We start from the raw sequence: 22,130 nt of genomic DNA, 5'->3' as shown, positions 1-22,130 counted from the left end.
TCACTGGTTCTCTACAGTACGCAATACATTGAACAAGGTCAAGAAATCGATTTCATAGAAATGCGCTTTTTGTGCACCGACTGTCGTGAACCCGCTGCTCCAGTCGGGATTTCATGCGGTTCGCATAAGCGGGAGAGGGTCCCGCTTGCTGCGGCCGAGGTGATTGCGGCAGGCGTCCAGCCCCGCGGCGCAGCAATCGCAGCGTCCCTGTTCCGTTTTTCAAGAGCGATCACCCGCGCATGCCGGGAAATTGTATGGTAGCGCGAACATTTTCCTTGCATTGCTGCATACGGCTGGCTTAGGATGCTGGCAAGAAGTGCCGACACCACCGACACCGATAACAAGCAGGAGACCATGCGCCTTCCTTTCCGTCGCCGCGGCGCGCCGCGCCTTGCCGTCGCCGTCCCCATTCTTCTTGCCCAGCTCGTTCAAGCGGGTCCGGCCGCCGCCTTCACTCCCGATCTGCCGCGCATTGTCGAGCGCGAGGGACGCCATGCCCTGCTGGTCGATGGCGCCCCCTTCCTGGTGCTGGGCGGTCAGGCCCACAACTCCAGCAACTACCCGGCAGCGCTGCCAAAGGTCTGGGCCGCGCTCAAGGATGCGCATGCCAACACCCTGGCGATCCCGGTCGCATGGGAACAGCTCGAGCCGGAGGAGGGCAGGTTCGACTTCAGCTACGTCGACACCCTGGTGGCCCAGGCCAGGACTCATGGCAAGCGCCTGGTGCTGCTGTGGTTCGGCACCTGGAAGAACACCGGCCCGGCGTATACCCCGGCATGGGTGAAATTCGACAACCGGCGCTTTCCGCGCATGCTCGACGCGGACGGCAAGCCCAGCTACTGCCTGTCGCCCTTCGGCGAAGCCACCCTGGCGGCCGACAAGAAGGCGTTCGTGGCCTTGATGCGGCACATCCGCAAGATCGACGCCGGCAAGCGCACCGTGATCATGGTGCAGGTCGAGAACGAGGTCGGCACCTACGGCCTGGTGCGCGACCATGGCGTGCGCGCCGAGGCCGCATTCCGCCAGGCGGTTCCCGCGGCGGTTCTGGCGCGCCAACCCGCGCCCGCCGGACGTCCGTCGCAAGGCAGCTGGAGCGAGGTGTACGGCGACTATGCCGGCCAGTACTTCCATAGCTGGGCGATCGCCAGTTATATCGAGGAGATTGCCAAGGCCGGCCGCGCGGTCTACGACCTGCCGATGTTCGTCAACAATGCGCTGCGCGAGCCGGGCCAGCCCGGGCAGCCGGCCACGCCGTGGAAGGGCGACTTCGCCAGCGGCGGCCCGACCTGGGACGTGCTCGGCATCTACAAGGCGGCGGCGCCCCACATCGACTTCGCCGCGCCCGACATCTATATGCCGGAGTCCGCCAAGGTGAATGGGGTGCTGGCCGGCTTTCAGCGTCCGGACAACCCGCTCCTGGTGGCGGAAATGGGCAATGCCGCGGGATACGCGCGCTACGTCTGGCAGATCGTCGGCAGGGGCGCGCTTGGCGTGGTCCCCTTCGGCATCGACTATGCCAGCTACAGCAACTACCCGCTCGGCTCGAAGCACAGCGACCGCCGCATGGTCGAGCCTTTCGCCCAGGTGTACGCCACCCTGGCGCCGATGGCGCGCCTGTGGGCGCGCTGGGCCTTCGAAGGCCGCACCCATGGCGTGGCGGAGGGCGACGACCGGGCCGAGCAGGCGGTCGCCCTCGACGGCTGGAAGGCCACGGTCTCGTTCCGCGAGTTCCAGTTCGGCGAGCGCCAGTACTTGCGCGACAAGAATGAATACGCCGAGGGCACCGAGCTGCCGGGAGGCGGCGTGGCGATCGCGCAGCTCGGCCCTGGCGAATTCGTGCTGGCCGGCCAGCGCGCACGCGTCAAGTTCGCGCCTGCCGGCGACAAGCCCGCCATGCTGGCGCGCGTGGAGGAGAGACGCTTCGACGCCGCCGGTAAATGGATCATGGAACGCAACTGGAACGGCGACCAGACCGACTACGGCCTGAACCTGCCGGCCGCGCCGACCGTGCTCAAGGTCACGATGCGCACCTACGACTATTAAGCAGCAAGACCGAGCACCGACAACAAGAACCAGGAGACCCGCAATGCAAGTGACCCGAACGGCAGCCGCCGTCCTGCTGCTGTGCGCAGCCACCCAGGCCCTCGCCGGCAGCTACCAGAAGACCGCCACCGGCGTCGAAGTCAGGCCGGACACGGGGGGCTCGAAGCTGGTGCGCCTGAATCTGATGAGCGACAACATCATCCAGGTGCTGAAGTTCGATGCGCCCGGCAAGGCGCTCACGCCCTCCCTGATGACGGTGGCCAGGCCCTGCGCCTGCACCTTCAGCGTGGACGGCGCCCGCGACGGCAAGGACGAGGCGGTACGGCTCAAGGCGGGCAGGATATCGGCCACGGTGTCGCTGAAGGACGGGCGGGTGGCCTTCTTCGACGCGGCCGGCAAGCCTATCCTGCGCCAGGACGCGGAGCGCATGAAGCCGGTCACGGTGGGCGGCAAGCCCTTCCTCGCAATCACGCAAGGCTTCAACCACGGCACCCGCGATGCCTACTACGGCCTGGGCCAGCACCAGAATTCGCAGATGAACTACAACGGCGAAGACGTGCTGCTGGCCCAGCACAACATGATTGCCTCGGTGCCTTTCGTGGTCTCGGACAAGAACTACGGCCTGCTGTGGGATAACAACAGCATCTCGCGCTTCGGCGACCCGACGCCCTATGCCTGGATGTCGCGCGACCTGCGCCTGCTCGACGCGCACGGGAAGCCCGGCGGCCTGACGGCACGCTACTACATCGACGGCAAGCTGGCGCTGACCCGCCAGGAAAAGGACATCGCCTACCAGTACCTGAAGGACGTGGCGGAGAACTGGCCGAAGGAGCTGCCGGCCCTCAAGGATATCAAGGACGCGCGCGTGGTCTGGGAAGGCAGCATGGTCAGCAGCAAGCCCGGCATGCACAAGATGCAGCTGTACTCGTCGGACTATGCGCGCCTGTCCATCGACGGCAAGGAAGTGATGGACGTCTGGCGCATGGGCTGGAACCCGTGGTATCACAATTTTGAGGTCAAGTTCGAGAAGAACAAGCCGGTCAAGCTGCACCTGGACTGGAAGGTGTCGAGCGGGATGATCGCCATCACCCATAATGATCCGCTGCCGAAAGCCGAGCGCCATTCACTGACCATGTCCTCGGAAATCGCGGAGGCGATCAACTACTACGTCATCAGCGCCGACAGCATGGACCGGGTCATCGCCGGCTACCGCCACCTGACCGGGCAGCAGCCGATGATGCCGAAATGGGCCTACGGTTTCTGGCAGTCGCGCCAGCGCTACGAGACCCAGCAGCAACTGCTCGACACCGTGCTTGAATACCGCAAGCGCGGCTGGCCGCTGGATAACATCGTGCAGGACTGGTTCTACTGGCCTGAAGACGGCTGGGGCTCGCACGACTGGGACAAGACCCGTTTCCCGGACCCGAAGGGCATGGTGGAGGCCGTGCACAAGCAGAACGCCCGCATCATGCTGTCGATCTGGGGCAAGTTCTACGCCAATACCGACAACTACAAGGAGCTGGCGGCGAAGGGCCACATGTGGACCAAGAACGTCGAGAATGGCGACCTCGACTGGGTCGGCCCGGGCTACAAGAACAGCCACTACGACCCGTACACCAAGGAAGCGCGCGACATCTATTACCGCCAGATGAAGCACAAGCTGGTCGACCTGGGCTTCGATGCCTGGTGGATGGACAATACCGAGCCGGACATCCTGTCGAACGCGCGGCTCGAGGACTTCAAGCAGCTGATCGGCCCCACCGTGTATGGCGCCGGCGAGATCACCTTCAATCCCTACAGCCTGGTGCACTCGGAAGGCTTTGCCGAAAACCTGCGCCGCGACCAGCCGGACAAGCGCCAGTTCATCCTGTCGCGCTCGGGCTTTGCCGGCATCCAGCGCAACTCGGTCGCGGTGTGGAGCGGCGACATCGTCGGCCGCTGGAACAACCTGGCCCACCAGATCGCGTCGGGCGTGAACTTCTCGATGTCGGGGATCCCGAACTGGACCCACGACATCGGCGGCTACGCCCAGGAGACCCGCTTCCAGGCAGGCGACGTCGGTTCGGCCCAGGAGAACCGCGCAACCGGGATCAAGCAGGCCAAGCCGGAAGACATGCAGGAATGGCGCGAGCTGAACCTGCGCTGGTTCCAGTTCGGCGCTTTCTCTCCGCTATTCCGCTCGCACGGCGAGGTGGTCAAGCGCGAGATCTACAACATCGCGGCAGGCGACGAGAGCATGCGCGACGCGATGGTCGGTTATTTGAAACTGCGCTACCGCCTGATGCCCTATATTTACACGATGGCGGCCGACACCCACTATCATTCGGGCACGATGATGCGCGGGCTGGTGATGGACTTCCCGCACGACGAGCGCGTCAAGAACATCAAGGACCAGTACATGTTCGGCCCCAGCATGATGGTGGCCCCGGTTACCGCGTATGGCGCACGCGCGCGCCAGGTCTGCCTGCCGCAGGGCAGCGACTGGGTCGACTTCGATACCGGACAACGCCACCAGGGCGGCAAGACCATCAACGTACAGGCGCCGCGCGAGCGCATCCCGCTGTTCCTGCGCGTTGGCAGCGTGATCCCGACCGGCCCGGTCACCCAGTACGTGGACGAAAAGCCGGACGCGCCGCTGGTGCTGCAGGTCGTCGCCGGGGCCGACGGCCAGGCCAGCCTGTACGAGGACGACGGCGTGACCAATGCCTATGCTCGTGGCGAGTTCAGCCGCATCCCGTTCAGCTACGACGACCGCAACGGGGTGGTCACGATTGGCGCGCGCGAGGGCCAGTACAAGGGCATGCCGGTGCAGCGCGAATTCCGGGTACGCGTGCTGCGCCCGGGCACCGCCGCGGCGGCGGACCTGGATGCCTACGACAAGTCGGTCAGCTACGACGGCCGCTTGGTGACCATCAAGCTGTGAGCAGCCATCCCCTGGAGCGCATCGCCCGGCAAGACCGGTCGCGGCTCCGGGGGCGATTACAATATGCCCGAGCAAGAGAACAAGGCCGAGCATGACCGAAAGCGCCACCATGACACGTTTTACCCTTTCGCTGGCCCTCGCGGCCCTGCTGCACGCCGGCCTGGCGACGGCTGCCACGCCGGTTTCTCCGAGCGATGCGAAACTGCAGTACACCGGCCGCATCGACTTTTCGCAAGCGGATGCGCCGCTGATTTCCTGGCCGAATACCTCCATCGCGGGGCGCTTCACCGGCACCTCGCTCGCCATCAAGCTTGACGACGAGCGCGGCCGGAATTACTTCAACGTGTTCCTGGACGGGGACCTATCGGCGCCCCTGGTGCTCGAAGCAAAGCAGGGCGCGGCGACCTACGTCGTGGCGCAGAAGCTCGCTCCCGGCACCCACAGCTTCCTGATCACCAAGCGCACTGAAGGCGAGGAGGGCGCGACCGTGTTCCGCGGCCTGGAGCTCGACGACGGCGCCGCTCTGCTGCCGCCCGCGCCGCGCCCCAAGCGCCGGATCGAATTCTTCGGCGACTCGATCACCAGCGGCATGGGCAACGAGGGTGCGCTCAACGGCCGCGACGACGCCGGCAAGGACAAGAACAGCTTCCTGTCCTATGCCGCGATCGCCGCCCGCCAGCTGAAGGCCGAAGTGCACATGACTTCGCAGAGCGGCATCGGCGTGATGATCAGCTGGTTCCCGTTCACCATGCCGGACTTCTACGACCAGCTGAGCGCCGTCGGCGACAACGACAGCCGCTGGGATTTCGCGCGCTGGACCCCGGACGTGGTGGTGGTCAACCTGCTGCAGAACGACAGCTGGCTGATCGGCCGCGACCACAAGCTGCAGCCGGAACCAGGCGACGCCGAGCGGATCGCGGCCTACAAGCGCTTCGTGCAGCGCATCCGCCAACGCTACCCGCAGGCCTACATAGTCTGTGCGCTCGGCAGCATGGATGCGACCCGTCCCGGTTCACCCTGGCCGGGCTACGTCACCGCCGCCGTGCAGCAGATGCGCAAGGAAGATGGCGACAAGCGGATCGACACCCTGTTCTTCGAGCATACGGGCTATGGCCAGCATCCGCGGGTGCATCACCACCAGGCGAATGCGGCGAAGCTGACCGCACTGGTCCGGGCACGGATGGGCTGGTAGGGCGGGACGCCGTTCAGGCGGCGGCCTGGTTCGCCGCCCTGACCTGGCTCGCGATGTAGGCGTCATGGGTCGGCATCCGGTCCACGGCCTGCGCGATCATGTCGCGCACACCGGCGAAGTGCCCGTGCACCTCGCGGATGTCCACCGCATCCACGAAAGGATCGTAACGCTTCGGCACTGCGCCCAGCCCCATCAGCATGGCCACGAAAGAAGGCTCGGCGAAGCCGTGCGGGTCCAGGATCGTGACCCGCCCGGTTTCGCGGAACAGCTCGATCTGGTGGCGAATCGTATCGGGAATCGGCATGTTGGCGCAGTAGCGCCAGAATTCCGAGTCGTCGCGCTTCGTCAGTTTGTAGTGCAGGACGATGAAGTCGCGCACCGATTCGTAGCGCACGCCCATGTAGCGGTTGAACTCGTTGGCCAGTTCGGGACGGCAGTCGCGGTCCGGGAACAGCTCGACCAGCTTGCCGACCGCGGTTTCGATCAGGCTGATGCTGGTCGATTCCAGGGGCTCGACGAAGCCGGCGGACAAGCCCACCGCGACGCAGTTCTTGACCCACGACTTGCGCCTGCGGCCGGTGACGAATCGCAGCTGGCGCGGCTCGTCGAGCGCGGCGCCGTCGAGGTAGTCGAGCAGTAGCTCGCGTGCCCGCGCGTCGCTGGTGAAGGCGTTGCTGTAGACGTGGCCGTTGCCGGTGCGGTGCTGCAACGGGATACGCCAGATCCAGCCCGATTCCTTGGCCGTGGAGCGGGTATACGGCGTCAGGGCGGGCACGCTGGCGCAGGGCGCGGCGAGCGCACTGTTGCAGGGCAGCTGCTCGCTCCAGTCATCGTAGCCGGCCTTCAGTGCCCCTTCGATCAGCAAGCCCCGGAATCCGGAGCAGTCGACGAACAGGTCGCCCTCGATCCGGCGGCCGTCGCGCAGCTTGACTGCCGTGATGAAGCCGCTCTCCGGATGCTGTTCGACCTCCACAATGGTGCCCTCGAGGCGCTGCGCACCGTGCGCCACGGCGTACTCGCGCAGGAAGTTGGCGTACAGGCCGGCGTCGAAATGGTAGCCGTAGGAATAGGCGTCGGTGATCGAGGGCGTGCCCTTGTGCGGCGGCACGAATTTGTTGTGCCGAGCCATGATCGACGAGACCGACCAGTTCTCCAGCGCCGGCATGTTGTCGAACTGCGCGGCCATGCGCAGCCAGAACAAGTGCGAAGGGTGCCTGTCGACCGAGGGACCGAAATCGCCGAATCCGTGGAAGAAGCGGTTGCCGAGGTGGCCCCAGTCCTTGAACTCGATGCCGAGCTTGTAGCTGGCCTTGGTACGCCGCACGAAGTCGTCCGGGTCGAGGCCCAGCGCGGCGTTGTAGTAGCGGATGGTCGGCAAGGTCGCCTCGCCGACCCCGATGGTGCCGATCTCGGGCGACTCCACCAGGATCACCTCGCAGGGCGCATCGGGGCGGCGCGCCAGGCGCTGCGCCAGCGGGGCCGCCGCCATCCAGCCGGCGGTGCCGCCGCCCACGATGACGATCCGGCGGATCGGCTTGTCATTCATATCGTCTCCTGTTCTTGTTTCCGTCGATGCGTCTTTGCGCATCAATACGACCGAAGTGTAGAGCAGGTCCCGATTGTCAGGCAATCAAAATGTTTGCGCCTAACAATCGGTGTTGCTTCGCTGTTTCAGCGTTGCAGCGACTCCATGGCTGCAGCCACGTACACCAGCGGCGCATTCCAGTTGATCGCGATCTCGTTGCTGGCGTAGCTGCACACGTGGTCGAGGTAGGACAGGGCCGGCAGTGTCGACGAGTAGGGGGCCGGGCAATCCTTGGCGTCCTGCTGGCCGGGATTAGGGCCGCCGACCAGCATGCCCGGCACCGGCGCCTCGATGCCGTCGGCCTCGGACGGGCGGTGGTGCGGGTGCATCGGCGAGCGGGCGCCGAATCCGGTGACGAAGGACATGCCCGGGCCGTTGCGGCCGAGCACGTAGTCGAGCGCCGACTGGGCCGCATTCAGGTAGTCCGGCCGCGCCTCGACGCGGTAGGCCGCGACCAGCATCATGGCCTGGTTCAGGATCACCGAGCTGCTGCCCCAGACGAAGTCCTTGGCGCCCATGGTGACGCGGTAGGGCGAGGCGCGCCAGCGTTCGACCAGCCGGTCGCCGACCTCCAGCAGCTGCTTGCGCACGGGAGCCGCGTCCACGCCCGCCGGCAGGCGTCCGGCATGCTGGGCAAGCGAGATCCAGCCCAGCATGCCGACGTCGGCCCAGCCCGGCTCGGTTCCCTTGATGGCCGTACCGGCAAAGGCGCGGGCGCGGTAGGCCGGCTTGCCGGTGGTGACCAGGAGTTCGGCGGCGGCCCAGGCGAATTCGTCGTCCGCGCTCTGGTCGCCGTAGGCGCCGGTCTGGATGTCGGCCGGTTGCTGGTACAGGACCTTCGGATGGGCCTCGGCCCAGCGCCAGGCTTGTTCGGCGGCCGCCAGGTAGCGCGCCGAGCGTCCCGGCTGCTGGCTGTCGAAGGGTTTCAGCACGCGGCTGGCGGCGGCCATCACGGCCGCGAAGTCGAGCGTGGCCGTGGTGGTCTTCTGCACCACGTAGCGCGGCGTGATCGCCTTCTCGGGCATGACCATGCCATCGAAGGCCTTGTTGGTGAGCTTGTGGTAGACCCCGCCGTCGTTCGGGTCCTGCATGCTGAGCATCCAGTCGAGGTTCCACAGCGTCTCGTTGAGGATGTCGGGCAGGCCGTTGCCCGATTCGGGCAGGTTCAGCGGAAGTTTGGCGAACCACTCGGGGAAGTGCTCGTAGGCCGCCAGCAGGGTGTAGGTGCTGATGCCGGAGTTGACGATGTATTTGTTGTAGTCGCCGGCGTCGTACCAGCCCTTCGGGCTCGCGATCACGGTGCCGGCTGGGCGGGCTTTCGAGGCGGCCGAGGCGTGCACCAGTACCTGGGTGTCCGGGTGGGCCAGCGGGCGCGCGTAGGGGCCGGCCACGGCCGGGGTGAGGGCGATGCCGGTGCGGTTCAGCGTATAGTTGCGGATCGCCGCGATGTCGAGCTCACGGTAGACGCCCGCCTTGATCGCGAACGGCGCCGAATCCGGCAGGCCGGCCACGCGCAGGCGGTAGCTGCCGGGGGTGCGCAGGGCCGAGAAGTCGGCCAGCCGCACGCGTTCGCCCGAGGCATCCCAGGTGGCGGCGCCGCCCAGGCTGCCCTCGAACACCTGCTTGCCGCTGGCGGCATCGATCACGGCGAAGCGGCCCTGCGCGTCGCTCGGCAAGGACATGGGCACCACGGCCAGCTTTTGCGCGGCCGGCAGGTAGCCGACCTGGTTGAGCTTGACGCTTGCCGCCGGGCCGGCGCCATGCGCGCCGCCGGCAAGCGCGAGTGCGGCGCATGCAATAGCCAGGCGCCGCGCAGGCAAGAGTCGGGGAGGCCCCGATGGGGGCGCTGGGTGGTGCATGCTGTCTCCTGTCATTGTTGTGAAATCGATTTCATAATACCGTCGGGCATCAGGCGGCGTCAACGCCGATTGCGCGCGCCATGAACGTCGCGGATAATGTCAGCCCAAGGCCCTGTTCTTACAGGGCCTTGCTATTTTGGATGGTCGGCGTTGGCCATGTTATTTCAAGCAGGACTCAAGGATTTATTATGGAAATCAAGGTCAACTTTCTCGACAAGCTGCGTCTCGAAGCGAAATTCGACGACTTCACGGTGATCGCCGACCAACCGATCCGCTACAAGGGCGATGGCTCCGCGCCCGGTCCCTTTGACTACTTCCTGGCCTCGTCGGCCCTGTGCGCAGCCTATTTCGTCAAGCTCTATTGCAATACGCGCAATATCCCGACCGAGAACATCCGCCTGTCGCAGAACAATATCGTCGACCCCGAAAACCGCTACAAGCAGATCTTCAAGATCCAGGTCGAACTGCCGGCCGACATCTCCGACAAGGACCGCCAGGGCATCCTGCGGTCGATCGAGCGCTGCACCGTCAAGAAGGTGGTCCAGCAGGGGCCGGAATTCGTGATCGAAGAGGTGGAGAACCTCGACGCCGACGCCCAGGCACTGCTGACCCTGCAGCCGGATGCGGCGGCGCAGACCTACATCCCCGGCAAGGACCTGCCGCTGGAACAGACCATCGCCAACATGTCCGCCATGCTGGCGAGCTGGGGCATCAAGATTGAAATCGCCTCGTGGCGCAATATCGTGCCGAATGTCTGGTCGCTGCATATCCGCGATGCGCACTCGCCGATGTGCTTCACCAACGGCAAGGGCGCGACCAAGGAAAGCGCGCTGGCCTCGGCCCTGGGCGAGTACATCGAACGCCTGAACAACAACCACTTCTATGCCGGCGTGTTCTGGGGCGAGGATATCGCCAACGCGCCCTTCGTCCATCACCCGAACGAGCGCTGGTTCAAGCCCGGCCCGGACGATGCGCTTCCCGACGGGATCCTCGACGAATACTGCCTGGGCATCTACGACCCGGACGGCGAATTGCGTGGCTCGCACCTGATCGATACCAATTCGGGCAACGTGGAGCGCGGCATCGTCTCGCTGCCTTTCGTGCGGCAGTCGGACGGGGAAACCGTGTATTTCCCGTCCAACCTGGTCGAAAACCTGTACGCCAGTAATGGCATGAGCGCCGGCAATACCCTGGTCGAAGCCCAGGTGCAGTGCCTGTCCGAGATCTTCGAGCGCGCCGTCAAGCGCGAGATCCTGGAAGGCGAGATCGCGCTGCCGGACGTCCCCCAGGAAGTGCTGGCGAAATACCCCGGCATCCTGGCCGGCATCCAGGCACTGGAAGAGCAGGGCTTCCCGGTGCTGGTCAAGGACGCCTCGCTGGGCGGCGTCTACCCGGTCATGTGCGTCACCCTGATGAACCCGCGCACCGGCGGCGTGTTCGCCTCGTTCGGCGCGCACCCGAGCTTGCAAGTGGCGCTGGAGCGCAGCCTGACCGAGCTGCTGCAGGGGCGCAGCTTCGAAGGACTGAACGACCTGCCGCAGCCGACCTTCGCCAGCGAGGCAGTGACCGAGCCCTACAACTTCGTCGAGCACTTCATCGATTCGAGCGGCGTGGTGTCGTGGCGCTTCTTCAGCGCCAGGGCGGACTACGACTTCGTCGAATGGGACTTTTCAAGCCAGGGCCAGGATTCGAACGCCGAGGAAGCCGCCACCCTGCTCGGGATTCTCGAGGACATGGGCAAGGAGGTCTACACGGCGGTGTACGACCAGTTGGGCAGCAATGCCTGCCGCATCCTGGTGCCCGGCTACTCGGAAATCTATCCGGTGGAAGACCTGGTCTGGGACAACACCAACAAGAGCCTGCTGTTCCGGGAAGACGTCCTGAACCTGCACCGCCTCGACGACGACGCCCTGGCGGCGCTGCTCGAACGCCTCGAGAGCAACGAACTGGACGAGTACTCGGACATCGCCACCCTGATCGGCATCGAATTCGACGAAAACACCGACTGGGGACAGCTGACGGTGCTCGAGTTGCGCCTCCTGATCAACCTGGCCCTGCAGCGCTTCGACGAGGCGCAGGAACTGGTGGGCGCCTTCCTGCAATACAACGACAACACCGTCGAACGCCGCCTGTTCTACCAGGCGATGAACGTGGTGCTGGAAGTCGTGCTCGACGACGAGCTGGAATTGGACGACTACGTCGTCAACTTCCGCCGCATGTACGGCAACGAGCGGATGGACGCGGTACTGGGTTCGGTGGACGGCAGCGTGCGCTTCTACGGCCTGACGCCGACCAGCATGAAGCTGGAAGGCCTGGAGCGGCACCAGCGCCTGATCGACAGTTATCGCAAGCTGCACAAGGCGCGCGCCGCCCGCGCCTGAAGGCCCACGCACGCGGCTTGCCGCGTGCATTTGCAGGCAGCCTGGTCGTGGAGTATGCTGGACTCACAACAGACATGCATACATCGGAGACAATCATGAAACTTCGACTGGCAACACCGGGTTTTGCGCAGCGCCTGCATGGCCCCTTGCGCTTCGGCCGCGCCTGGCGCGGTCACGAGCTGGCCTTGCGCCTTGCCCAGCTGGCCGTCCTGATCGTGGTCGCGGTGGTGGGCGCGCGGCTGGTCGCCGGCGGCGTGGCCCTGCTGGTCCGCACGATCGCCGCGGCGATCGGCTGAGCCGGAAACCTTAGGCCGTTAAAGCGGCCGCACCCAGATATTCCGGAAGCTGACGGCGTCGCCGTGGTCCTGCAGCTTGATCGGCGCGGGTCCGTGCCGGCGGTAGGACGGCTTGCCCGCATACACGGTCTCGCCCTGCAGGGCGACATGGTTCTGCACCAGCACGCCGTTGTGCAGGGCGGTCACGCGGGCCGGCGACAGCAGCTTGCCGTCGGGTGCGAAGCGCGGCGCGGTCCAGATGATCTCATAGCGTTGCCACTCTCCGGGCGCGGCGCAGGCGTTCACCTGCGGAATGTGCTGCTTGTAGATGCTGGCGGCCTGGCCGTTGGCATAGGTCTTGTTGTCGGCGCAGTCGAGGATCTGGATCTCGTAGCCGCTGCCCGGGCCCGTCGAGGCAAGGAACAGGCCGCTGTTGCCGCGCCCCTGGCCGCTGCCGCCCAGTGTCGTGGGCACGCGCCACTCGAGGTGGAGCTGGTAGTCGCTGAACAGGCGCCGGGTCTGGATGTCGCCGCTGCCGGCGCGCACGGTGAACGTGCCCTCGGCCACGCTCCAGCCTGCGGCCTGGTCGGACGCTTTTGCCGAGACCCATTCGCGCAGGTCCTTCCCGTCGAACAGCACGATCGCGTCGGACGGCGCCGCGAGCGGGGAGGCGGGAACGACGCGCCTGGGCTCGGGCGCCCACACCTCGGTCGCCTTGGGGTCCGGCTGCCGCGGCTCGCTGGCTGACGCTGGAAGAAGCATCCCTAATGTGGCCAGCGCCACGCCCAAGTTCGCCATCATCGCCCGTCCCATGATCAAGAGGCAAGCAGGATAGCACGCAGCGGACCCTGCAAGAAGTGCGAAAACGCGCGACAATGGCAGGTTTCCCGACTCCGTCATCGATTCGCCATGTCCGGTCCCGCATCCCTGTCCTCCCTGTCCCCGCGCCCGCGCGTCGACATCAACCTGAAACCCTTCGCCGTCGCGCTCCTGCTCATCGGGGCGGGCTGCTGGTACCTGGCGCAGGCGGCCGGCTGGCGCCAGTCGGCGCTCTACGCCGTGGGCGCGCTGCTCGGCGTCACGCTGTATCACGCGGCATTCGGCTTCACCTCGGCCTGGCGGGTGTTCATCGCCGACGGGCGCGGCGCCGGCCTGCGTGCCCAGATGCTCATGCTCGCGCTCGGCGTGCTGCTGTTCTTCCCCGTGCTCTCCAGCGGCACGCTGTTCGGCGCCCCGGTCACCGGACTGGTGTCGCCCGCCGGCACTTCGGTGATCGTCGGGGCCTTCATTTTCGGCATCGGCATGCAGCTCGGCGGCGGCTGTGCCTCCGGCACCCTGTACACGGTCGGCGGCGGCAGCACGCGCATGGTCGTGACGCTGGCCGCCTTCATCGCCGGCTCGGTGATCGCCACCGCGCACATGCCGTTCTGGAGCGCGCAGCCGCAGCTGGCGCCGCTGTCGATGGTGAACGCGCTGGGCCTGGTGCCGGCGCTGCTGCTGAACCTGGCCGTGTTCGCCCTGATCGCCGCCATCACGGTGGCGGTCGAGAAGCGCCGTCACGGACGCCTGGTCACGCCGCAGCTGCAGGCGGCGGCCGGCCCGCGCTGGCTGCACGGCCCCTGGCCGCTGGTGGCCGGCGCCGTCGCGCTGGTGGTCCTGAACTTCGCGACCCTGGCCCTGGCCGGGCGCCCCTGGGGCGTGACCTCGGCATTCGCCTTGTGGGGCGCGAAGACCCTGTCGGTCCTCGGGGTCGACATCGCCAGCTGGCCCTACTGGACCACCAAGGCCAACGCCGCCGCCCTGGCCGCGCCGCTGTGGCGCGACGTGACCACCGTGATGGACATCGGGATCGTGCTGGGCGCGATGCTGGCCGCGGCGCTTGCCGGCCGCTACGCGCCGGTATGGCGCCTGCCCCTGCGTTCGCTGCTGGCGGCGGTGGTCGGCGGCCTGCTGCTCGGCTATGGCGCGCGCCTGGCCTACGGCTGCAATATCGGCGCCTATTTCAGCGGCATCCTGTCGGGCAGCCTGCACGGCTGGCTCTGGCTCGTCGCCGCGTTCACGGGCAACGTGTTCGGCACGCGCCTGCGTCCGTTGTTCGGCCTCGAAGTCGAGCGCGTGAAGCCGAGCGCCTGCTGAGCGAAGAGCCTTCGATCCGCGCCAAACCCTGGCGTATTTACAAGCTGCATCCGTCGTGCCATTGGGACATAATGTTTCCCTTATCCGGGGAGACAGCCTATGCGCGACGCGATCATCATCGGGGGCGGCCATAACGGGCTGGTGTGCGCCTTCTACCTGGCCCGCGCCGGCCTGAAGGTCACGGTACTGGAACGGCGCCCGGTGGTCGGCGGCGCCGCGGTCACGGAAGAATTCCACCCCGGTTTTCGCAACTCGGTCGCCGCCTACACGGTCTCCCTGCTCAACCCCAAGGTCATTGCGGATATGGAGTTGAGCAAGCACGGCCTGCGCATCGTCGAGCGGCCGCTGTCGAACTTCCTTCCGCTCGACGATACCCGCTACCTGAAGCTGGGCGCCGGCAGGACGGCGCAGGAGGTCGCCAAGTTCTCGCAGCGCGACGCCGGCCGCCTCGAGGATTACGGCCGCCACCTCGACAGCGCAGCCGACCTGCTGCGCGAGCTGGTGCTGCAGACCCCGCCGAACCGGGTGCAGGGCAGCTGGCTCACGGCCTTGCCCGAACTCATCAAGGCCGGCAAACTCGGCAACCGGATGCGCGGCCTGTCCCTCGCCACCCAGCGCGAGCTGCTCGACCTGTTCACCAAGTCGGCCGGCGACTACCTGGACGGCTGGTTCGAGAGCGCCCCGATCAAGGCGGCGTTCGGCTTCGACAGCGTGGTGGGCAACTACGGCAGTCCGTATACGCCCGGTTCCGCCTACGTGCTGCTGCACCATGTGTTCGGCGAAGTCAACGGCAAGAAGGGCGCCTGGGGGCATGCGATGGGCGGCATGGGCGCCATCACGCAGGCGATGGCCAAGGCGGCGCAGGCGCAAGGGGTGGAGATCCGCACCGGCTGCGCGGTGGAGGAGGTGGCGCTGGAGGAGGGCCGAGCCCGCGGCGTCGTCACCGCCGGCGGCGAGCGCCTGGATGCGCGCGTGCTGGTGTCGAACCTGAATCCGCGCCTGCTCTACACCCGGCTGGTCGACCCCGGCGCGCTGCCCGGCGACTTCCTGCGCCGGATGCAGGCCTGGCGCTGCGGTTCCGGCACCTTCCGCATGAACGTGGCGCTGTCGGAGCTGCCGAGCTTCAGTTGCCTGCCCGGCAGCCAAGCCGCCGAGCACCATGGCAGCGGCATCATCATCGCGCCCAGCCTGCAGTACATGGATCGCGCCTACATGGATGCCCGCACCCATGGCTGGTCGCGCGAACCCATCGTCGAGATGCTGATCCCGTCCACCCTGGACCCCGGCCTGGCGCCGCCGGGCCGGCATGTCGCCAGCCTGTTCTGCCAGCACGTGGCGCCGCAACTGCCCGACGGCGCCAGCTGGGACGCGCACCGCGAGGAGGTGGCCGACCTGATGATCGCCACCGTCGACCGTTACGCACCCAACTTCAGGCGTTCGGTGCTGGGCCGCCAGATATTGACACCGCTCGACCTGGAGCGGACTTTCGGCCTGGTCGGCGGCGACATCTTCCACGGCGCGCTGGGACTGGACCAGCTGTTCGCGGCCCGTCCGATGCTGGGACATGCGGATTACCGCGGCCCGATTCCCGGGCTCTACACCTGCGGCTCGGGAACCCATCCGGGCGGCGGCGTCACCGGCGCCCCGGGCCACAATGCAGCGCGGGAAGTGCTGCGCGACGTGGCGCGCGGACAGCGGGCCCGCGATCTTGCCTGAGTCATATAAGCCCGGCTGATATCACGCATGCACCAGGCTGTTCATGATATTTGCAAAACTTATCGCGGTGATCGGAAATAGAAATTGGATATATATCTGGCGCTGCTGTAAACTCTCCCTATCGCTAAACGCAACATCATTGAGGGACACAGCATGAACGCCATCGCCATCCACCCGACCCGTCCAGAAGCAACCGACACCTTCGGCCGTCTTGCGCGCCGCCTTGGCGCCTTGCTGCGCCGTGCCTTCGAGCTGGCGGGCGCTCCGTACAGCGACATCGGCTACCGCTACCTGTAAGCGGTCCCAAGCTCCTGCGGCGCTACAATGCGCCGATGAATATTCTCACAACACCCCAGTGCATCTGGGACGTCGGCGCCCACCTGGGCGAGGGCGCCCTGTGGCACGCCGCCGCCAGCGCGGTCTATTTCGTCGACATCAAGGGCAGGCGCATCCACCGCTGCGCCGCGGACGGCAGCGCGCGGCGCAGCTGGAACGCGCCCGGCCAGCCCGGTTTCGTGGTGCCCGCCGCCGACGGCAGCATGGTCTGCGCCCTGGAAGACGGCCTGTACCGCTTTGACCCGGCGGCCGGCGCGTTCGCGCCGCTGCGGCGCATCGAGGAGGACCTGCCGGGCAATCGTTTCAACGACGGCCACGTCGACGCCGGCGGCAACCTCTGGTTCGGATCGATGGACGACGGCCAGGCCGCGCCGACCGGCGCCCTGTACCGGCTCGGCCGCGACGGCGTCCTGGCGCGCGCCGATGACGGCTACATCATCACCAATGGCCCGGCCATCAGCCCGGACGGGAAAACCCTGTATCACACCGATACGCCGCTGCGGCGCGTGTACGCCTTCGACCTGCGCGAGGACGGCAGCCTGGCCGCCAAGCGGGTGTTCCTGCAACTGCCGGAGGGCAGCCGTCCGGACGGCATGGCGGTGGACTGCGAAGGCCACCTGTGGATCGCCCTGTTCGGCGCCGGCCGCATCGAACGCTACACGGCGGCCGGACGGCTGGTGGGCAGCGTCCGCTTCCCATGCACGAACATTACCAAGTTGGCCTTCGGTGGCCCGGACCTGCGCACGGCTTATGTGACCACGGCCTGGAAAGGGCTGTCGCCGGCGCAGCGTCTCGAGCAGCCGCTGGCGGGCGGACTGTTTGCCTTCCGTGTCGATACGCCGGGATTGCCGCATACGGTGCTGGCGCTGCCTTGACTCGCTGCCTTACAGGCGAATCGTTATCTCGATCTTCTCGGAAGCTATGCCAAGGGAGTCGGCCAGCTTACGCTTGGCATCGGCGATGGCATTGGTAAAGCTCTCCACGTTGCTGCGGCCCGCATCGGGCGCACCGCTGTACGCGCCAGGCGCATCCGCCAGGTGTCGCTGGACAGGGCCTGGGTTGGTGGTAAACGGCTTCCAGGCCAGCGCGTCCGGGTCCAGGGTCAGCCTGGTGAACAAGTCAGCGGTTTCCATGTAGGCGACAGGAAAACGCTGACCCTTGGCCAGCAGCTGCCAGGCATCGGGGATAGCGAGCAAGGCATAGCTGTCGAATTCAATCGTGATCCTCGCCGCATGCATCGACGGCTTGGTGCCGGTGATTTTCGCAATCAGGAAAGCCACGCCGTGCTCGTGGTCCATCGCGGCCCATTGCTCGCGGCGGTTCCGTACGCATACCAGGTACTGGGCGGCCTCCACCCGGATCGGGCTGGCGGTCCAGTGGCCGCAGCCGCCTTCCTCCCGCATGCGGCGCAAGTCCTTCCCTGTGTAGACGATCACGCTTTCCATTAGCTTTCCAACATCCTTTGGCTCGACATTACCGCTCCATGGGATTGTATGGAATCAAAGGTGGCCGCTCACTGTCTTTGCTCAGCTTAAGCTTGGTCATCTGCCACTTGTCTCTTTCTGCCAATCTAAAGGCAGGCATCTGGCGCCTAAGCGGGTCCTATTGATACGGCTCAGCTTGGCACCGACTTGCGGCAACTGCTGAGGAATGGGCCGGTCGAACATGTGCTCGCGGAAAAAGCACCCAGAAGGAAGCTTGTGGATGTCCTATCGGCGAGTCCTTCCAACCTTTTTAAAGGAAGCATCATGTTTGACCTCGAAACCATGACTCAACTTGTACACCTGATCAAGGACCAACCGTTCGAAGCAGTTGTGTTGATCGTGATCATCTTGATCAACGAGCGAAATCGGCGCAGATACGTCCGCCGCGCCAGGCTTTGCCGCATTTAATCGGCAATCTTCTTATCACCTGCCAGCAATACGATGGTTTCTGCGAACTATCGTCCAGCTGAGCAGGAAGCCCGCCTCGGCGGGTTTTCTTTTTTGGCCGCAGCCCGGACCCGGCGCGCCGGCCTGCAGGGCAAGCGAACAACGGTTATGATCATGATTTACGATTCATTCAACACAGGACTTGAGGCCCATGACGACTTCCAGCTATCCAGATACCCGACTCCTCATCGCCAACGAATGGCAAGACGCGACGGGCGGCAAGACGATCCCCGTGGTGAACCCCGCCACCGGCCAGTCGATCGGCACCGTGGCCCACGCCAGCGTCGCCGACCTGGACCGCGCCCTGGCCGCGGCGCAAAAGGGCTTCGAGACCTGGCGTAACGTTACCGCCGCCGAGCGCGCCGCCACCATGCGCCGCGCCGCCAACCTGCTGCGCGAGCGCGCCGGCGACATCGCCCGCCTGCTGACCCAGGAGCAGGGCAAGCCGCTGGCCGAAGCGAAGATGGAAGCCATGGCCGGCGCCGAGATCATCGACTGGTTCGCCGCCGAAGGCATGCGCGTGTATGGCCGCATCGTGCCGTCGCGCAACCCGGCCGCCCAGCAGCTGGTGCTCAAGGAGCCGGTCGGCCCGGTGGCCGCCTTCACCCCGTGGAACTTCCCGATCAACCAGGTGGTGCGCAAGCTGGCCGCCGCCCTGGCCACCGGCTGCTCCTTCCTGTGCAAGGCGCCGGAAGAGACCCCGGCCTCGCCGGCGGCCCTGTTCCAGTGCTTCGTCGATGCCGGCGTGCCGCCGGGAGTGGTCGGCCTGGTGTTCGGCGACCCGGCCGAGATCTCCGGCTACCTGATTCCGCACCCGATCATCCGCAAGGTCACTTTCACCGGCTCGACCCCGGTCGGCAAGCAGCTCGCCGCCCTGGCCGGCGCCCACATGAAGCGCGCGACCATGGAGCTGGGCGGCCATGCCCCGGTGATCATCGCCGAGGACGCGGACGTGGCCCTGGCCGTCAAGGCGGCCGGCGCGGCCAAGTTCCGCAACGCCGGCCAGGTGTGCATCTCGCCGACCCGCTTCCTGGTGCACAACGCGATCAAGGACGAATTCACGCGCGCACTGGTGGCGCATGCCGAAGGCCTGAAGCTGGGCGACGGCCTGCAGGAGGGCACCACCCTCGGGCCGCTGGCCAATCCGCGCCGCCTGAGCGCCATGGCCCAGTTCGTCGAAGACGCACGCGCCAAGGGCGCCGTCGTCGCCACCGGCGGCGAGCGCGTCGGCGACGCCGGCAACTTCTTCGCCCCGACCGTGCTGGCCGACGTGCCTTTGGCCGCGAGCGTGTTCAACGACGAGCCCTTCGGCCCGCTGGCAGCGGTGCGCGGTTTCGACAGCCTGGAAGATGCGATCGCGGAAGCGAACCGCCTGCCGTATGGCCTGGCCGGCTACGCCTTCACCCGCTCGATCAAGTACGCCCAGCTCCTGATGAACCGCGTCGAAGTCGGCATGCTCTGGATTAACCAGCCCGCCACCCCGAGCGCCGAGCTGCCGTTCGGCGGCATCAAGGATTCGGGCTACGGGTCCGAGGGCGGTCCGGAAGCGCTGGAGTCCTACCTGAACACCAAGGCCGTCTCGATGGTTGGCGTGTAACACGCCGAAGCTCCCGAAAATGCCTGCATTGCAGGCATTTTTTTCGTCCCAGTGTTTTCCATTGCACTGTTGGCCCTGCAATATTCCCGCACACTCCAGCCATGACCGCGAGAACAACGACGATGTCCACCATGACCGCGACCGTAGAGCAGGGACTGCAGGCGGCCGGCGTCGGCCGCTTCCAGTACCGCCTGTTCGCCATCTTCGGCCTGGTCTGGATGGCCGACGCCATGCAGGTGCTGTCGATCGGCTTCAGCGCGCCATCGATCGCGCAGACCTTCGGGGTCACGCTGCCGGAAGCGCTGCGGACCGGGACCTGGTTTTTTGTCGGGATGCTGGTCGGCGCCTTCGGTTTCGGGCGTCTGGCGGACCGCATCGGGCGCCGGCCGGTGCTGATGGCGGCGGTGCTGCTCGATGCCTGCTTCGGGGTGGCCTCGGCCTTCGCGCCCGACCTGGGCTGGCTGCTGGTGCTGCGCTTCCTGACCGGTGTCGGCGTCGGCGGCACGCTGCCCGTCGACTACACCATGATGGCCGAATTCCTGCCCAGCGACCGGCGCGGACGCTGGCTGGTGCTGCTCGAATCCTTCTGGGCCGTCGGCACCATCCTGCTGGCGGTGCTGGCTCTGGTCGCGCTGCGCTGGGGAGTCGACGCCTGGCGGGTGATCTTCCTGGTGACCGGCCTGCCGGCCCTGTTCGGCGTCGTCCTGCGCCTGTACGTGCCCGAATCCCCCATGTACCTCAACCGCAGCGGCAAGGGGGAGCAGGCGCGCGCCGTGCTGGCGCGGGTGGCCGCGGTGAACGGCCGCCGGGTCGAGATCCGGCCCCTGGCGCCGGACACCGGCGGCAGGCAGCCGATGGCGGCGCTATTCTCCGGCAAGCTGCGGCGCCGCAGCACCGCGCTGTTCGCGGCATGGATGCTGATCTCCGTCGCCTACTATGGCATCTTCGTCTACCTGCCGGTCAAGCTGAGCAGCGAGGGATTCGGCTTCATGCGCGGGCAGGAATTCCTGATCCTGCTGGCGCTGGTGCAGCTGCCGGGCTTTGCGCTGGCTGCCTATGGCGTGGAGCGCTGGGGACGCAAGCCGACCCTGGTCGGCTTCCTGCTGCTGAGCGCCGCCGGCTGCATGGCCTACAGCCTGGGCAGCGCTACCTGGCTGGTGGTCGGTTCGACCCTGTTGATGAGCTTTGCGCTGCTGGGCACCTGGGGCGCGCTGTATGCGTTCACGCCGGAGGTGTATCCGACCGGCCTGCGCGCCAGCGGCATGGGCATGGCCGGCGCGGTGGCCCGCTTCGGCGGCCTGTTCGCGCCGAGCATCGTGGCGCCGGTGATGGCGACCCGTTTCACGCTGGCGCTGGCCATGCTGGCGGCCTTCCTGGTGATCGGCGCGATCGCGATCGCCTGCGTCGACCTGGAGTCGCGCCGGCGCGCGCTGGAATAGACCCGGGGCTGGCGTCTCGCGCGGCCCCACGCTTGCTTGCCGGACGGCGCCAGTAAGGGCGACGTCCGTGGGGCCGCGGAGGATGCGCTCAGACGCGTGCTAGAGCGGCGCGGCGGCGCAGCAGGCCGGCGCCGGCCAGGCCGATGCCGAACAGGGCGAGGCTGGCCGGCTCCGGCACGTTGCCCGAGGCGGGGGCGATGCCGATCGTTAAATTACCGAATTCGACATCGATATCGTTCAGACTACTGTCGAGGAACAGCACGTCCGAGAACGACAGCGCCGCATTGCCGATGCCGATCGCCTGGAAGGCGATGCTCGCCAGGTTACCGCTGCCCGATACGCCTGGCACTGCGCCGACCAGGGAGCCGAGCACGAAGGAGATGCTGCCCGCGTCGTTGTCGATGCCGAGAACGAACCAGTCGGTCGGCCCGCCCGCACCCAGGAAGCTGCCTTCGCTGATGCCGGTCGCCTGAAGCAGGCTGGCATCGTAGTTCAGCGTAAACTGGTAGGCAAACACGTCGACGATATCCGCGATGCGCACGTCGACGTCGAGCCTGGCGCCGGCGGTGGCCGGAGTCGGCGTGGCGTCGGCGCTCAGGATCGGTGCGGCCCAGGCTTGGGCGGTGACGGCCAGCAGGGCGGCAGCCAGGAAGGTTTTCAGTTTAAACATTTGTTAGTCCTTGATAAACATTAGTTTGATCCGGGCGGGCTGGCGCC

The 22,130-nt window shown here is 66.5% G+C and carries 17 protein-coding genes; 12 read left to right on the top strand and 5 right to left on the bottom strand.

The annotated features are described in order from the left end of the window. Nucleotides 1–303 precede the first annotated feature (303 nt). From MasN3_RS14870 to MasN3_RS14860, 3 genes are all read left to right on the top strand, one after another. On the top strand, nt 304–2,043 hold the full coding sequence (locus MasN3_RS14870; RefSeq protein WP_281908137.1) for a DUF5597 domain-containing protein: 1,740 nt from the start codon (nt 304–306) through the stop codon (nt 2,041–2,043). Nucleotides 2,044–2,086: 43 nt separating this feature from the next. Then, nucleotides 2,087–4,966 (top strand): glycoside hydrolase family 31 protein, encoded by a 2,880-nt coding sequence (locus MasN3_RS14865; protein WP_281908136.1) that lies wholly within the window; start codon nt 2,087–2,089, stop codon nt 4,964–4,966. A gap of 109 nt (nt 4,967–5,075) precedes the next feature. Beyond that, a complete protein-coding gene (locus tag MasN3_RS14860; RefSeq protein ID WP_281908135.1) occupies nt 5,076–6,158 on the top strand; it encodes an SGNH/GDSL hydrolase family protein in 1,083 nt (360 codons plus the stop codon). A 13-nt stretch (nt 6,159–6,171) separates the two neighbouring features. On the opposite strand, the gene MasN3_RS14855 is transcribed toward MasN3_RS14860, so the two are convergent. Together MasN3_RS14855 and MasN3_RS14850 are read right to left on the bottom strand one after the other, a co-directional pair. Continuing rightward, on the bottom strand, nt 6,172–7,704 hold the full coding sequence (locus MasN3_RS14855) for a tryptophan halogenase family protein (RefSeq protein ID WP_281908133.1): 1,533 nt from the start codon (nt 7,702–7,704) through the stop codon (nt 6,172–6,174). A 125-nt stretch (nt 7,705–7,829) separates the two neighbouring features. After that, nucleotides 7,830–9,602, bottom strand: a complete 1,773-nt coding sequence (locus tag MasN3_RS14850) for a glycoside hydrolase family 9 protein (RefSeq protein WP_281908131.1) — start codon at nt 9,600–9,602, stop codon at nt 7,830–7,832. 188 nt (nt 9,603–9,790) lie between these two features. Here MasN3_RS14850 and MasN3_RS14845 point away from each other — a divergent pair, with 188 nt between their 5' ends. Together MasN3_RS14845 and MasN3_RS14840 are read left to right on the top strand one after the other, a co-directional pair. After that, nucleotides 9,791–11,983, top strand: a complete 2,193-nt coding sequence (locus MasN3_RS14845; protein WP_281908129.1) for an OsmC domain/YcaO domain-containing protein — start codon at nt 9,791–9,793, stop codon at nt 11,981–11,983. Nucleotides 11,984–12,078: 95 nt separating this feature from the next. After that, nucleotides 12,079–12,279, top strand: a complete 201-nt coding sequence (locus tag MasN3_RS14840; RefSeq protein WP_281908127.1) for a hypothetical protein — start codon at nt 12,079–12,081, stop codon at nt 12,277–12,279. Nucleotides 12,280–12,297: 18 nt separating this feature from the next. Here the strand turns inward: MasN3_RS14840 and MasN3_RS14835 are convergent, their stop codons facing one another. Continuing rightward, a complete protein-coding gene (locus MasN3_RS14835) occupies nt 12,298–13,059 on the bottom strand; it encodes a 3-keto-disaccharide hydrolase (RefSeq protein ID WP_281908126.1) in 762 nt (253 codons plus the stop codon). A gap of 108 nt (nt 13,060–13,167) precedes the next feature. On the opposite strand from MasN3_RS14835, the gene MasN3_RS14830 reads away from it, so the two are divergent. The 4 genes from MasN3_RS14830 (at nt 13,168) to MasN3_RS14815 (ending at nt 17,321) form a co-directional block, all read left to right on the top strand. Continuing rightward, nucleotides 13,168–14,394: a YeeE/YedE family protein gene (locus MasN3_RS14830; RefSeq protein ID WP_281908124.1), complete on the top strand. Its 1,227-nt coding sequence runs from the start codon at nt 13,168–13,170 to the stop codon at nt 14,392–14,394. A 99-nt stretch (nt 14,395–14,493) separates the two neighbouring features. Then, a complete protein-coding gene (locus MasN3_RS14825; RefSeq protein ID WP_281908123.1) occupies nt 14,494–16,110 on the top strand; it encodes a phytoene desaturase family protein in 1,617 nt (538 codons plus the stop codon). A 153-nt stretch (nt 16,111–16,263) separates the two neighbouring features. Beyond that, the gene (locus tag MasN3_RS14820; protein WP_281908122.1) at nt 16,264–16,407 is read left to right on the top strand and encodes a hypothetical protein; all 144 of its coding nucleotides are present in this window, start codon (nt 16,264–16,266) and stop codon (nt 16,405–16,407) included. Nucleotides 16,408–16,442: 35 nt separating this feature from the next. Further along, nucleotides 16,443–17,321 (top strand): SMP-30/gluconolactonase/LRE family protein, encoded by an 879-nt coding sequence (locus MasN3_RS14815; RefSeq protein WP_281908120.1) that lies wholly within the window; start codon nt 16,443–16,445, stop codon nt 17,319–17,321. A 9-nt stretch (nt 17,322–17,330) separates the two neighbouring features. On the opposite strand, the gene MasN3_RS14810 is transcribed toward MasN3_RS14815, so the two are convergent. Then, a complete protein-coding gene (locus MasN3_RS14810; protein WP_281908119.1) occupies nt 17,331–17,891 on the bottom strand; it encodes a hypothetical protein in 561 nt (186 codons plus the stop codon). Nucleotides 17,892–18,194: 303 nt separating this feature from the next. Here MasN3_RS14810 and MasN3_RS14805 point away from each other — a divergent pair, with 303 nt between their 5' ends. The 3 genes from MasN3_RS14805 (at nt 18,195) to MasN3_RS14795 (ending at nt 21,413) form a co-directional block, all read left to right on the top strand. Further along, nucleotides 18,195–18,338, top strand: coding sequence for a hypothetical protein (locus MasN3_RS14805; RefSeq protein ID WP_281908117.1), 144 nt, complete (start codon nt 18,195–18,197; stop codon nt 18,336–18,338). Between the two features lie 190 nt (nt 18,339–18,528). Beyond that, nucleotides 18,529–19,974: an NAD-dependent succinate-semialdehyde dehydrogenase gene (locus tag MasN3_RS14800; RefSeq protein ID WP_281908116.1), complete on the top strand. Its 1,446-nt coding sequence runs from the start codon at nt 18,529–18,531 to the stop codon at nt 19,972–19,974. Nucleotides 19,975–20,096: 122 nt separating this feature from the next. Beyond that, nucleotides 20,097–21,413, top strand: coding sequence for an MFS transporter (locus tag MasN3_RS14795; RefSeq protein WP_281908114.1), 1,317 nt, complete (start codon nt 20,097–20,099; stop codon nt 21,411–21,413). An 88-nt stretch (nt 21,414–21,501) separates the two neighbouring features. Here MasN3_RS14795 and MasN3_RS14790 read toward each other — a convergent pair whose 3' ends face one another. Then, nucleotides 21,502–22,083 (bottom strand): cohesin domain-containing protein, encoded by a 582-nt coding sequence (locus tag MasN3_RS14790; RefSeq protein ID WP_281908112.1) that lies wholly within the window; start codon nt 22,081–22,083, stop codon nt 21,502–21,504. Between the last annotated feature and the right edge of the window lie 47 nt (nt 22,084–22,130).

It is taken from the genome of Massilia varians, assembly GCF_027923905.1.
In the GTDB taxonomy this organism is placed as follows: domain Bacteria; phylum Pseudomonadota; class Gammaproteobacteria; order Burkholderiales; family Burkholderiaceae_D; genus Telluria; species Telluria varians_B.
Note: the sequence above shows the minus strand (reverse complement) of the source record. Positions and strands in the feature narration are given on the sequence as shown.

What these genes read in the sequence shown, in the direction of transcription:
- MasN3_RS14840 (WP_281908127.1), top strand. Translation starts at nt 12,079, where the DNA reads ATGAAACTTCGACTGGCAACACCGGGTTTTGCGCAGCGCCTGCATGGC.
- MasN3_RS14790 (WP_281908112.1), bottom strand. Translation starts at nt 22,083, where the DNA reads ATGTTTAAACTGAAAACCTTCCTGGCTGCCGCCCTGCTGGCCGTCACC.
- MasN3_RS14870 (WP_281908137.1), top strand. Translation starts at nt 304, where the DNA reads ATGCTGGCAAGAAGTGCCGACACCACCGACACCGATAACAAGCAGGAG.
- MasN3_RS14800 (WP_281908116.1), top strand. Translation starts at nt 18,529, where the DNA reads ATGACGACTTCCAGCTATCCAGATACCCGACTCCTCATCGCCAACGAA.
- MasN3_RS14805 (WP_281908117.1), top strand. Translation starts at nt 18,195, where the DNA reads ATGTTTGACCTCGAAACCATGACTCAACTTGTACACCTGATCAAGGAC.
- MasN3_RS14835 (WP_281908126.1), bottom strand. Translation starts at nt 13,059, where the DNA reads ATGATGGCGAACTTGGGCGTGGCGCTGGCCACATTAGGGATGCTTCTT.
- MasN3_RS14830 (WP_281908124.1), top strand. Translation starts at nt 13,168, where the DNA reads ATGTCCGGTCCCGCATCCCTGTCCTCCCTGTCCCCGCGCCCGCGCGTC.
- MasN3_RS14845 (WP_281908129.1), top strand. Translation starts at nt 9,791, where the DNA reads ATGGAAATCAAGGTCAACTTTCTCGACAAGCTGCGTCTCGAAGCGAAA.
- MasN3_RS14795 (WP_281908114.1), top strand. Translation starts at nt 20,097, where the DNA reads ATGTCCACCATGACCGCGACCGTAGAGCAGGGACTGCAGGCGGCCGGC.
- MasN3_RS14855 (WP_281908133.1), bottom strand. Translation starts at nt 7,704, where the DNA reads ATGAATGACAAGCCGATCCGCCGGATCGTCATCGTGGGCGGCGGCACC.
- MasN3_RS14865 (WP_281908136.1), top strand. Translation starts at nt 2,087, where the DNA reads ATGCAAGTGACCCGAACGGCAGCCGCCGTCCTGCTGCTGTGCGCAGCC.
- MasN3_RS14820 (WP_281908122.1), top strand. Translation starts at nt 16,264, where the DNA reads ATGAACGCCATCGCCATCCACCCGACCCGTCCAGAAGCAACCGACACC.
- MasN3_RS14810 (WP_281908119.1), bottom strand. Translation starts at nt 17,891, where the DNA reads ATGGAAAGCGTGATCGTCTACACAGGGAAGGACTTGCGCCGCATGCGG.
- MasN3_RS14825 (WP_281908123.1), top strand. Translation starts at nt 14,494, where the DNA reads ATGCGCGACGCGATCATCATCGGGGGCGGCCATAACGGGCTGGTGTGC.
- MasN3_RS14860 (WP_281908135.1), top strand. Translation starts at nt 5,076, where the DNA reads ATGACACGTTTTACCCTTTCGCTGGCCCTCGCGGCCCTGCTGCACGCC.
- MasN3_RS14815 (WP_281908120.1), top strand. Translation starts at nt 16,443, where the DNA reads ATGAATATTCTCACAACACCCCAGTGCATCTGGGACGTCGGCGCCCAC.
- MasN3_RS14850 (WP_281908131.1), bottom strand. Translation starts at nt 9,602, where the DNA reads ATGCACCACCCAGCGCCCCCATCGGGGCCTCCCCGACTCTTGCCTGCG.